Genomic DNA, 12,605 nt, shown 5'->3' with positions numbered 1-12,605 from the left:
ATCCATCCATGGCAATTCTAAGTTAATTCTTCCCTGAATTAAAAAAAGCACCCGAAGGTGCTTTATAGCAGGCGAACCTGCGTGTTTTTAGTTCATGCCGTATTTTTTAAGCTTCTTACGTAATGTACCACGATTGATACCTAATAAGTTTGCCGCTCGGGTTTGATTACCACGAGTATATTGCATTACCTCTTCAAGCATTGGAGCTTCGATTTCTGATAATACAAGGTCATACATGTCATCAACATCGTTGCCGTTTAATTGTGATAAGTAGTTTTTAATTGCTACTTTAGCTTGGGTACGTAAAGGTGATGCCTTTGTCTGAGTTTGTAGGTCACCGATAACAAATGGAGAAGTAATATTTTGTTCAAACATAAAGTTCAGACTCTTTCTAAGTTAATTTATCAAAAAATATATTTAACGATTCAAGCTGCTCTAAAGGCTGCTCGAGACCATTAAATATGGAACGAAATTGTTTTCCTTGGTCTAGCGTTTGCATGTACCAAGATACGTGTTTACGAGCAATCCTTACGCCCATAAATTCACCATAAAATTTGTGCAGTTCTTGCACATGAGCCATTAATATAGCTCTGATCTCTGCCACGGTTGGAGGTGCTAAATGCTCTCCGGTTTTTAAAAAGTGATTAATCTCTCTAAAAATCCATGGACGACCTTGTGCTGCACGGCCAATCATTATTGCATCAGCATTGGTATATTCTAATACCTGCTTAGCTTTTTCTGGGCTATTAACATCACCGTTAGCAATAACAGGGATATTTACAGCACTTTTAATTGCCTTTATTGTATCGTACTCAGCATTACCTTTATAAAAGTCACATCGAGTACGGCCATGTACAGCTAACGCCTGAATTCCATTTGCTTCAGCGATTTTTGCTATTTCGATACCGTTTCTGGTATTTTCACACCAACCAGTTCGAATTTTCAGTGTTACCGGTATCGCTACAGCAGCGACAACCGATTTTACTATTTGCTCAACTTGCTCTGGCACCTTTAATAACGCCGAACCCGCGAGCTTTTTATTTACTTTTTTTGCAGGACAGCCCATATTGATATCAATAATTTGAGCGCCGTGTTCTGCATTAACCTTAGCTGCAAAAGCCATTTCGTCTGGATCAGATCCTGCGATTTGTACCGAACGAATACCAGCTTCATCACTATGTTCAAGTCTTAACTTCGATTTACCTGAATTCCAAACCTTAGGATTGGAAGACATCATCTCAGACACAGCCATACCCGCACCTAGTTGACAACATAGCTGCCTGAAGGGTTGGTCTGTAATTCCTGCCATTGGAGCAAGGATCACATTATTGTTTAACTGATAAGAACCTATTTTCACGTGATGCTTTTTTGAGCTACTGCTTAAAAGGGCGCTAAGTTTACGTGTTTTTTCTGATAAAGAAAAGCATATAAATTGAACAATTTTGTATTTTTTCGTATTTTTTTATATTGACTTTTTTTTGAATCACATATGGCACAAAAAAAGGCGCTAAATAAGAATTATTCAACGCCTTTTTTGATACGAATTAAATAGATGCTAATTACCTGTTACAAACACCAGATAAACGTACCCATTCCTCTTGTACAGTTATTGGATCCATTGTGCACCATTGGCTGTAAATACCTTGCAGCTCATTACCCTGCTCTTCAAGTATTCCAGATAAAGCCACTAAGCCATCTTTAGCAACATATCCCATAATAACAGGCGCTAATTCTCTAAGTGGTCCAGCTAAAATATTAGCCACCACTACATCAGCTTTTAATGTTGGTTGGTCTTTAGGTAAAAATAACTCTAGCCTGTCTTCAACACCGTTACGCTGAGCATTGGCTAAACTTGCTTGTAGTGCTTGTGGGTCAATATCGATACCAATAACTTTTTTAGCACCAAGCTTTAATGCCGCTAATGATAATATTCCTGAGCCACAACCAAAATCGACAACTACTTTGTCGGTTAAATCTAAAGAATCTAGCCAAGTTAAACATAATGCTGTTGTTGGATGGGTGCCAGTACCAAATGCTAGACCAGGGTCAAGCATTACATTTACAGCATCAGGCTCTGGTACATCACGCCAGCTTGGGCAGATCCACAAACGTTGGCCAAATTTCATCGGATGGAAATTATCCATCCATTCTCGTTCCCAATCTTTATCTTCGAGTTGCTCAAGTTTATATTGCATCGCTTCTTTATCTGGATGGATACTTTTTAAATAAGTAATAGCCTTATCCATGTCATGGCTGGCATCAAATAGCCCCATAACTACAGTATTATTCCAATAAATCACTTCATCACCTGGTAAAGGTTCATATATAGGTGTGTCTTGCGCATCTATAAATGTTACTGCTTGTGAGCCACAAGCCATTAACCAATCACTGTACTTTTCAGCGGTTTCTTCATTTGCGGCTAAGCGCAATTGTATCCAAGGCATTTTTTATCTCTAAAATCGTTAATTAGGTATAGTTTATCACTTCTTCAGAATGTCGGTTATATGAAATTCAAATTTCAGCAACAGTAACGATTAGTTGGTAGGAAAAATCGGAGCAATAATATCCCCCCTACATTATTACTTAGGGCACTAATTAATGACTATCGATTTACCTCTACCGTTAGTTTCAGACGCAGCTGCTAATACACCATTTTTTCTAGATATAAGTTGAACATCACCAAAATTACTTTGCTTAAAGTTGTAACCTAACTTTTGCAACTCGGCTAATGTACTGGCATTTATTCCTGAGTAATAACGAATTTCGTTTTTAGGCCAAAGTTGATGGTGAAATCTTGGTGTGTTAACCGCTTGCTCAGCACTCATACCAAACTCTACAACATTTAAAATAGACTGATAAACCGAAGTAATGATTGTTGTACCTCCGGGTGAGCCAGTTACTACTTGCACTTCATTATTTTTTAATAAAATGGTTGGTGTCATTGATGAAACCATTCGTTTATTTGGTTGTATTTCATTAGCTTGTCCACCAATTGCGCCATAAACATTAGCAACACCAGCTTTTACGCTAAAATCATCCATTTCATCATTTAAGATAAAACCTGCCCCCTCAACTATAACGCCACTACCAAAGGTATAGTTAATTGTAGTGGTATTTGAGACGGCGTTACCCCATTTATCAACAATAGAAAAGTGAGTTGTATCTTCACTTTCTTTTAAGCCAGGTTCTATGCTTTCAGAATCAGATACCACATTTGGTCTGATCCCTTCAGCACGCATTGCTATATATTTATCATCAACAAGTTGCGCCTGCGCGACGCTGACAAAATCTGGGTCACCAATATATTCAGCTCTGTCGGCAAATACTCGTTTGCCAATTTCTGCTAACAAGTGCATATATTGAACTGAATTATGCTCTAATATTGTTGATTGAGGCTTTACCAAGTCATACATTTTTAACCATTGTAAAATAGCAATACCACCAGAGCTTGGTGGTGGTGCCGTGATAACTTGGTACTCACGCCATGATTGTTGGATGGGGGTGCGCCAAATAGCTTTATACTCGGCTAAATCTGGCATACCAATTATGCCACCATGCTTGAGCATAAATTGACTAATTATTTTTGCCGTTTCTCCTTTGTAGAAACCATCTCGACCTTTTTCTGAAATACGTTTTAACGTTGCAGCGAGTTCTGGTTGCTTAAATATTTCCCCTGCTTTTGCATTAGCAAAGTACTGGGCAAAATTTACCTTCACCCCCTCTTTATTAAAACTGTTTATTCGCCACTGTATATTTTTGACCATTTCAGGATGAACAATAAAACCTTGCTCAGCAAATTTTATTGCGGGTGCCAACAACTCTTGCCAAGGTTTAGAGCCATATTTTTTGTGAGCTTGCCACATACCATCAACGGTTCCAGGAACACCTGATGATAAAATTCCATATAATGACTTATTCTCAATGACATTACCGGAGTCATCTAAATACATATCTCGGTGTGCTTTTAATGGGGCCACTTCACGATAATCTAAAAAATCGGCTTGACCATCTTTATAAATAGTCATAAAACCGCCACCACCTACGTTACCTGCTTCAGGCAACGTTACCGCTAATACAAATTGCGCAGCTATTGCCGCATCAATTGCATTACCACCACGTTGCAACACATCAACGGCTACATTGGCACTATAACTATCAGGCATAGCAACTGCAGCCTGAGTATTTTCCAGAGCAAGTACACTGGAAATATTTAAACTAATACTAATGAGTAAACTGATTAATACATTGAGCTTCATTTTCATCACTTATATATCCATGTAAAACTGACTAGTCATTTTTTTCAACTTAACTGTTGATGCAAACACTAACAATGAGCATTAATTGAAAAGGGAAATATCTCACCTTTATGTGAGCATATGCCGTAGTTTTTATTATTACTTTTTTTAATCAATTTAACCTAACATTGCTATTTATTATTGTATATAAAAACTAGATACATGAAGTTGTAAATACCATAAACTTTACTTTTATGTAGATAATTAGTGAACTTTAACACTACCCTATTTTAAATTATTTGAAATTACATAAATTAGCTTTATTTCATAAGTGGGTTAAAATTGACTGATGATCTTTCTTGATCTTTTTACTAACCAGCAATAAATATGAATTATAGATCTGTAAAACAAATGGTGGACCATTAAACTTACCATGTTCATAGAGCAAGCTTTTCGTTTATATTGAAATATGCGGTCGACTATTAACTTCACAACCTAAAGTTTGAACTATATGAAAATCAGAGAAATTCATCATGACTTTATTAATTTATCCAATGGCATAAAGTTAGCATATCGCGCTTGGTTACCGGTTAATGCTGAGCAAAATCCTGTTCCCGCGATATTGGAGTACCTACCTTATCGAAAAAATGACGGCACCGTGGTTAGAGATGAACTGACGATGCCTGCAACAGCAAAACATGGTTATGCCTGTATCCGTGTTGATATTAGAGGCACTGGCGAATCTGATGGATTGTTTGATGATGAATATAGCGAACAAGAACTTTCCGATGGTGAATTAGTCATTGATTGGCTCAGCAGACAAGTTTGGTGTGATGGCAATGTTGGTATGGTTGGTATTTCTTGGGGTGGATTTAATTCATTACAACTCGCCTATCGCCAACCTCCTGCTTTGAAAACCATTATTACAATATGCTCAACAACCGATCGTTTTAACGAAGACATTCATTACGCTGGCGGTTGTTTATTAAACGACAACTTAGATTGGGCTGCATTTTTTTGGGCTTATGCTCAAGCACGATGTCCAGACCCCAGATTGGTGGGCGAAAACTGGAAACAACAATGGTTACACCGTTTAAATAATATGCCGTTGTTAGCTGACAAGTGGCTTAGTGAGTCGAGTAAAAATCAATATTGGCGACACGGTTCTGTCAATGAAGATTTTAGCAAAATAAAAATTCCCGTATATGCGATCAGTGGCTGGGCTGATGCTTATCGAAATAGTGTTTTTGATTTATTAGAAAACCTGCAGAGCCCCTGCAAAGGCTTAATTGGGCCATGGGCTCACAAGTACCCTAACATTGCTTATCCTGGGCCTAAAATAGATTATGTAAAAGAGTCTGTTCGTTGGTGGGATAAATGGCTTAAAGGTATTGAAAATCATATTATGGCCGAACCAAAATTACATTACTACTTGATGGACTCTGTTGAGCCATGTACAGATTATAGTTATCGAACAGGCCGTTGGCAAAGCGAACAACAATGGCCATCGTCGACCATTTCCTATCAACACCTATTATTAGAAGATTCAACGTTAGTGACAAAACCGCAAGTTGAACAAGCAACAGTTGAAATAGATAGCCCTGGTTCTACAGGACAAATGGCTGGTAAACTCATGGTCGGCATAGGCTATAGCGGTGAATTTCCCGGCAACCAACAACTCGATGATAATAACTCAGCCAGTTTTGACACTCTCACTTTAAACGACGCATTTAATATCGTTGGCCAACCATTATTAACCCTTGCGGTAGCGTCAGATCAAACCGATGCAAATGTCATTGCTAGGTTATGTGACATTCACCCCAATGGGCAAAGTACGTTAATCACTTATTGCGTCTTAAATCTCAAACATCATTCTGCAGATCAACAGCCAAAACCAATAACTGTCGGTCAATATTATAATGTCCAATTGCAGCTTCATCATATTGCCTACCAAGTACCGGCAGGACATAAAATAAGAGTATCCATCTCAAATAATTATTGGCCTTTGATTTGGCCAACTCCGATAAAGAATAAACTAACATTGGCACTCGAACAATGTTGTTTAATGCTACCGAATAAACAACACTTAATACCTACAAATAATCCAGCGTTAGCTGATGTTAGTGGTTCTGATTTATATCTCGGAGAAGAAATTCGGGCTGGAAAGTCCACTAAAAGTATTGATGCCAATCAAAAGACAGGAACGCTACTAACTACCACGGATATTGATTATGGTTGCTATTTTCACCCGTCATGTGAAACTAAAATAGATTTTACCGTTAAACAAATATTAAGCATACACCCTAATAGACCAAACTCGGCTAAATCTAAGTCTTACTTTAATGTTTCTATGGAGCAAGGTGATGTCATCACATCACTAAAAGGCCAGTATGAAATGACATCTACCGTTGAATATTATGCCATCAGGGTAAAATGGCAGGCTTATATCGAAAAAACCTGTGTATTTGAAAAAGACTTTGACCAACAAATAGTTCGGTAATCCGTGTATACTCGTAATACAATGAATTACTTGTGCTTTGTATTATGACAATGCACCAACTTTATATAAACAACCTATCCAGGTTAGTTAATTTTGATTGAATTAAGGTCTAAATAGAAAAATGTTCACGAATATAAGGCCTTTCGTCTTTTGGCCTACTTTCATTGTATTGCTATCTGCAGTGGTATTAAGTTTTGTTGATCTAAAGCTTTTTTTAGATACAACTAAACTCATGAATAATCAGGTATTAACTCATTTTTCTTGGCTTTTTAGCTTTGGCAGTTTTTATTTATTAATATTATTAATTATCGTATATTTTTCTAAGCTTGGCAGAATTAAAATAGGCGGTGAAAAGAGCATCCCCCTGCTGTCTAAACCCAAATGGTTTTCTATTACGTTATGTACAACACTCGCGGTTGGTGTTTTGTTCTGGGCAACTGCTGAACCCATATTTCATTTAAACATTCCCCCTTCTTCATCAGGATTGATTCCTGGCTCACCTCAAGCAGCTTTATTTTCCATGTCGGCAATGTTTTTACATTGGTCCTTTACCCCTTACGCTATTTACACTGTGCCAGCTTTGGTGTTTGCCTTAGCGTTTTATAACTTAAAGTTGCCTTTTTCAATCAGTAGTTCGCTTTATCCAGTAATGGGAACTAAAGTGATCGGAAAACAAGGCCAATTTATCGATACCATCGCGCTTTATGCCTTAGTAACGGGAATGGCATCATCTCTTGGTACAGGAGCGTTAACCTTAGTAGGTGGTGTGGGTTCGTTTACTGATCTCAAAACAACCCCCTTAGCACTAGCAGTAGTTATTACTTTAATTGTCATTACCTTTATTTTATCGACCGCGAGTGGCTTACAAAAAGGTATAGCTAAATTATCTGGCTATAATGCACTCTTGTTAATATTTTTGGGCATATTTGTTTTTGTATTTGGTCCCTCCGTATTCATATTGACAATGGGAGGTGAAAGTCTAGGTCATTATATAAGTAACTTCGTTGATCTTAGTCTTTTTACTGGCAAGGATTCTGGTGACAATTGGTCTCAAGATTGGAGTGTGTTTTACTGGGCCGTATGGTTTGCTTGGGCACCAATTAGTGCGCTGTTTTTAGGGCGGATTTCCCGCGGGTATACTGTCCGAGAATTTATTCAAATTAATTTAATATTTCCAAGCTTATTTGCCATAGCATGGATCTCTATTTTTTCTGGAACCGCAATACACTTAGATATGAGCCAAAATGAGATTATGAATACGACGTTAAATCAACATGGGCTTGAACGGTTACTTTATTTTCTATTTGAACAGCTACCAATCAGTGAACTAATGACATTGCTATTAGTTTTTGTCGCTTTTATTTCCTATGTTACAGCCGCAGATTCAAATACAGATGCGATTGGCAACCTTTGTACTTCGGGGTTTACTGCCGACTCTGAAGATTCCAGTAGTTTGTCGGTAAAAATTATATGGGGCAGTGTTATCGGAATTGTTGCATGGGTGATGGTGAGTTTTGTTGGAATTGATGGCATAAAAATGCTCTCTAATCTCGGTGGTTTACCCGCAGCTGTAATCATATTACTTACAAGTTTAAGTCTGTGGAAGTGGCTGGCAAACCCAAGCTTACTAACAAAGAGTTAACTCTTATGACGTAATGGACGTCTTAACCCAAATTAAAAACGTAAAGAAAGAATGATTCTACGTAGGCACTGCAATATTTCCACTTATGAAGCTAAAGCTGAATGAGAATCGAGTATTGATCTTTCTTGGTCATTTTATTGACCACTAAAAAATACGATTTATCCATCATCGCTCAATTTCACCTTTTGTAATTGAACCATCTAGACAGATTTAATTCTAATTTGCTTTAATCATGTAAACATTAGCTCTGCTATTTTAAGTAAATAGCATCTTAATAAATATTACCGTTAATCTTTATTAAGATGCTAAGTTTTGACCAGCCAGACATGAGTTTTAATCTCCAATTAAACTGGTTTATTCATTGTTTTTTTATTGTTAACATGTGCAAAATCATTCTTTATTTAAGGCTTGTTATGCGTTTTTTGTCTTGTTGTTTTATATTTTTATCAATACTTCAGTCTGCTGAAGCAAAAGAACTCGTTACCACACATAATATTTTATCGATGCAGCAGCGGGCTGAATTTATTGATAAAACCACACAACAGCGGGTACAGCAATTACTGCCTCGTTTGATGAAAGAAACGAATATTGATATGTGGATACTCATTAGTCGTGAATATAATGAAGATCCGATCTTAAAAACCTTATTGCCTGCAAAATGGTTGTCAGCAAGAAGAACAACTATCTTTGTATTTTCTTTAGAAGATAATGATACTGTTGGTTCTTATGCGATTGCCCCATATAACGTTGGTAGTATTTTTGAAAAAGCTTGGGATAAAAATAAACAACCTGATCAATGGCAGGCTTTACTATCATTAATCAAAGACAAGAAGCCTAATAAAATTGGCATTAACCAATCAAAAGACTGGGCGCATGCTGATGGTTTAGTAGCAAGTGAAAAAGAAAAATTATTATCTACGTTACCTACCAGCTATCTTGAAAGGGTGGTTTCTGCACAAGCATTAGGAGTCGCTTGGTTAGAGCAGCGTATTCCCGAAGAAATGATAATGTATGAAAATATTGTAGCGATTGCTCATGACATTATTGCTCAAGGCTTTTCAAATGAGGTTATTGAAGTAGGTAAAACGTCAACAAACGATCTTGTTTGGTGGTTTAGAGAACGTGTAAGAGAGTTAAAGCTACAAGCTTGGTTTCATCCTACCGTAGATATTCAACGTAAAGATAACAAGAAATTTGATCATGTAGATAGTTTTACTAATGGTTATGAAGATAACATTATTCAACCAGGTGATTTATTGCATGTTGATTTTGGTATTACCTATTTACGGTTAAACACGGATACTCAGCAACACGCTTATGTTCTAAAAGAAAATGAAAAATCAGCACCCGAAGATCTAATTGCGGCTTTTAATTCAGGTAATCAATTACAAGATATTTTTACCCGCAATTTTAAAGTTGGTAGAACAGGCAATGAAGTTTTAAAATTATCAAGAAAGCAAGCTATTGAGCAAGGACTTAAGCCTACAATATATACTCACCCAATTGGCTTTCATGGACATGCAGCTGGCACAACCTTAGGTATGTGGGATTCACAACAAGGTGTAGCTGGCAGCGGAGATTATCCCTTACATTTTAATACAGCTTATTCAATTGAGCTAAATAATGCGGTATTTCTTCAATCGTGGGACAAAGAAATCAGGATCATGTTAGAAGAAGAAGCTTTTTTTGATAAAGATGGAGTGAGATATATTGATGGCCGTCAAACACAATTGCATTTAATTAGTTCTCATAAAAATTAAATAATCTAACAAGACCATTTTAATAAATTTCACTTTATTCGGATGCTTTAAATCTATACAGGCGGTAATTTCACCGCCTGTACCCACCTTCTTGGCTTTATAATTTAATCACCACAAACTGTTACGAACTATCTATCATCCATTTAATTTCAGTTATCTATTGTATGTAATTTATACAATTAAGTTATACTAAATTTGAATCAAAAATTTATGGAAACCCTTTGATGCTAACATCTAATATAATCAAACACTTAAAGCAGCAAAACTGGGGCGCTGCAATCATCGACTTTATCGTTGTTGTATCAGGAATTTTTGTCGCAATACAAGTTAATAGTTGGAATGATGGACTGGTAAACAAACAAAAAGAAAAGGTTATTCTTGAGCAACTCTATAGTGACTTTTCAAGCAATGTTGAAAGTATCAGTTCAATGGCCACATTTCATCAAAACAAAGCCGAAGAGCTTGATTATGTGATAGATATGGTTGCAACAGATAATATAGATTCCGCCTCTGATCGCGCTAGAAACGCACTAATGAGCATGTTTCAAATGCCTCCGATTAGCGCATCTATGGGGACATATAAATCACTAATTGCCACTGGAGATATAGGGCTTATTCAAGATCAACAATTAAAAACTCTGTTAATTGATCTTGAATCACACTTAGAGTCTGAAAAAAGTATGTTGGCTTACTTTCGTCAAATGAACGATTTAGAAATGAATTATGTGAGGGGTTTAGTCTCAGTACAACCAAACCATGATAATAGCGGAACATTTATTAATGTTGATTTTGAACGATTTAATACAGATAAAAACTTATTAACTGTTGTCGCAAATCAAGAACGAAGCCACCTTATATTTTCAAGAATTCGTGGTGGAGTTGCACAAAAATTTGATAAAGTGAAATCTTACATCGGTAAGCAGCTTAATAAAGTTGAAGGCTAAAGCCATGGTGTTGCTGAATCACTTTAGCTGATCTTTATTTATAAAATCTTTAACGCTACTACTTCATAACATTGAAGCAGAAGCGTCATAGTAATACCTAATACGAATGTTTATGAGCTATCGGGCTAAATTTGTGGTTAGAGATGAAGAAGTATTGAGGCTTGATCTTTCTTGGTCATTTTGCTGACCACCAAATTGTAGGAGTTATCGATCATTCGTTCAATTTCTCCTTGCGGAATTGAGCCATCCAGAATAATTGAATTCCATTGCGATTTGTTCATATGGTAACCGGGAATTACCGATGGAAAAATATCACGCAGAATAAGAGCTTCATGAGGATCGCACTTAAGGTTCATCCAAAAGTAGGTTTTGGCTTCATCAGATGTTTTGGCACTTTTTGCTGTTTGTCCTAAAGCGATAGTAGCGAACATTTTATTTTTAACACGAAATACTTTTACATCTTCACCAAATGGGTAATCAAGGGTGGTAAAAGGTTTATTTAAAAGATAAATTTGAGCTTCTTCATCGGACATTAAACTAGACTATAAACCTATTTTTTAATCATCGAATCAACTAATTCAGTTTCTAACCACTCAAGGGCTTTATGACGCCCCATTTGCAATCCTGAAAATTCTTTTAAGTTCCAGTTATCTGCAGCCCTTCTTTTTACAAGTTTTTTAGTTTCTTGAGCACCATGTTCATTATAGGTAACTGAAGCAATAGCTCGTAAGTTTTCAAGGGATGCAATATGAAGTTTAGCCTCAAAGGTATAACTATAGTTGTGTAGCTTATTGACTAATATCGCAAATGGGTGTGGAAACTGCTCTTCGAGAAATGCATCATATTCTTCGCACATTTCTAAAGTCATTATGGTGCCTTCGTTAACAATAACTTCGGCAATATTTTCGCTAATGATGCCAATAGTGCCAAAACTTAAATCAAATATCATTGAGAGTACCTCTTACAGAAAAATAAATATTCATGTTAAGCATTCTCTTTAGCTTTCATTAACTCAAGCTCAAGCCATCTAATCGCCTTAATACGACCCATTTCAAAACCAGAAAACTTTCTTAAATTTAAATTATCTGCCCCTCTATCTTTCAAGAATTTTTCAACAACTTGCTCTGATTCATTACCAAAACTTACTGTTGCCGTAGCAGCTAAAGCATTGCTTTTAGCTGCAAGTAAAGTAGCTTCATGAGTCATTGAATAGCTATTAATGCTGTTAACTAAAACAGCATAAGGCTTGCTAAAATGTTTAGTGATGAATTCATTGTATTCTTCAAACATTTCAACGGTAATTAAAGTGCTGTTATCAATTATTATTTCTGCAATGTTAGCAGATATTTGATTTATATAACCAAAACTTAATGTGTATTTCATATTGTCTCCGGGAAACTATGATGATTAAAATACACGCATATTATCAATTGTACAAATATACAATAAATCTAATAATAAAATTCAAAGCTGTTTCGTAGCAATAAAGCTTAGTCCATTAAAAGTGTTACAAAGATCGGGTTT

General features: G+C 36.4%; 11 protein-coding genes. 4 read left to right on the top strand and 7 right to left on the bottom strand.

Annotation, left to right across the window (positions count from 1 at the left end; genetic code table 11):
- Positions 1 to 87: 87 nt before the first annotated feature.
- The 4 genes from fis to ggt form a co-directional block, all read right to left on the bottom strand.
- Positions 88 to 375, bottom strand: coding sequence for a DNA-binding transcriptional regulator Fis (gene fis / locus RGQ13_RS01835; protein WP_033075879.1), 288 nt, complete (start codon positions 373 to 375; stop codon positions 88 to 90).
- Between the two features lie 16 nt (positions 376 to 391).
- The gene (dusB, locus tag RGQ13_RS01830; RefSeq protein WP_348391861.1) at positions 392 to 1,357 is read right to left on the bottom strand and encodes a tRNA dihydrouridine synthase DusB; all 966 of its coding nucleotides are present in this window, start codon (positions 1,355 to 1,357) and stop codon (positions 392 to 394) included.
- Between the two features lie 202 nt (positions 1,358 to 1,559).
- Positions 1,560 to 2,444, bottom strand: a complete 885-nt coding sequence (gene prmA, locus RGQ13_RS01825) for a 50S ribosomal protein L11 methyltransferase (RefSeq protein WP_348391860.1) — start codon at positions 2,442 to 2,444, stop codon at positions 1,560 to 1,562.
- A 147-nt stretch (positions 2,445 to 2,591) separates the two neighbouring features.
- Positions 2,592 to 4,262: a gamma-glutamyltransferase gene (gene ggt / locus RGQ13_RS01820; RefSeq protein ID WP_348393364.1), complete on the bottom strand. Its 1,671-nt coding sequence runs from the start codon at positions 4,260 to 4,262 to the stop codon at positions 2,592 to 2,594.
- Positions 4,263 to 4,746: 484 nt separating this feature from the next.
- Between ggt and RGQ13_RS01815 the strand changes: the two genes are divergently transcribed.
- The 4 genes from RGQ13_RS01815 to RGQ13_RS01800 all read left to right on the top strand — a co-directional run bounded on the left by RGQ13_RS01815 (position 4,747) and on the right by RGQ13_RS01800 (position 11,081).
- Positions 4,747 to 6,735, top strand: a complete 1,989-nt coding sequence (locus RGQ13_RS01815) for a CocE/NonD family hydrolase (RefSeq protein WP_348391859.1) — start codon at positions 4,747 to 4,749, stop codon at positions 6,733 to 6,735.
- A gap of 121 nt (positions 6,736 to 6,856) precedes the next feature.
- Positions 6,857 to 8,377 carry a BCCT family transporter gene (locus tag RGQ13_RS01810; RefSeq protein ID WP_348391858.1) on the top strand — a complete coding sequence of 507 codons (1,521 nt, stop codon included), beginning with the start codon at positions 6,857 to 6,859 and terminating at the stop codon, positions 8,375 to 8,377.
- Between the two features lie 413 nt (positions 8,378 to 8,790).
- Positions 8,791 to 10,137 carry a M24 family metallopeptidase gene (locus tag RGQ13_RS01805; protein ID WP_348391857.1) on the top strand — a complete coding sequence of 449 codons (1,347 nt, stop codon included), beginning with the start codon at positions 8,791 to 8,793 and terminating at the stop codon, positions 10,135 to 10,137.
- A gap of 224 nt (positions 10,138 to 10,361) precedes the next feature.
- On the top strand, positions 10,362 to 11,081 hold the full coding sequence (locus RGQ13_RS01800) for a hypothetical protein (protein WP_348391856.1): 720 nt from the start codon (positions 10,362 to 10,364) through the stop codon (positions 11,079 to 11,081).
- 137 nt (positions 11,082 to 11,218) lie between these two features.
- Here the strand turns inward: RGQ13_RS01800 and RGQ13_RS01795 are convergent, their stop codons facing one another.
- From RGQ13_RS01795 to RGQ13_RS01785, 3 genes are read right to left on the bottom strand one after another with little or no spacing between them, the layout of a single operon-like run.
- Positions 11,219 to 11,614, bottom strand: coding sequence for an MmcQ/YjbR family DNA-binding protein (locus tag RGQ13_RS01795; protein WP_348391855.1), 396 nt, complete (start codon positions 11,612 to 11,614; stop codon positions 11,219 to 11,221).
- A 17-nt stretch (positions 11,615 to 11,631) separates the two neighbouring features.
- Positions 11,632 to 12,030: a hypothetical protein gene (locus tag RGQ13_RS01790; RefSeq protein ID WP_348391854.1), complete on the bottom strand. Its 399-nt coding sequence runs from the start codon at positions 12,028 to 12,030 to the stop codon at positions 11,632 to 11,634.
- Positions 12,031 to 12,065: 35 nt separating this feature from the next.
- On the bottom strand, positions 12,066 to 12,464 hold the full coding sequence (locus RGQ13_RS01785; protein ID WP_348391853.1) for a hypothetical protein: 399 nt from the start codon (positions 12,462 to 12,464) through the stop codon (positions 12,066 to 12,068).
- Positions 12,465 to 12,605 lie beyond the last annotated feature (141 nt).

Source organism: Thalassotalea psychrophila (assembly GCF_031583595.1).
Taxonomy (GTDB): Bacteria; Pseudomonadota; Gammaproteobacteria; order Enterobacterales; family Alteromonadaceae; genus Thalassotalea_A; species Thalassotalea_A psychrophila.
Note: the sequence above shows the minus strand (reverse complement) of the source record. Positions and strands in the feature narration are given on the sequence as shown.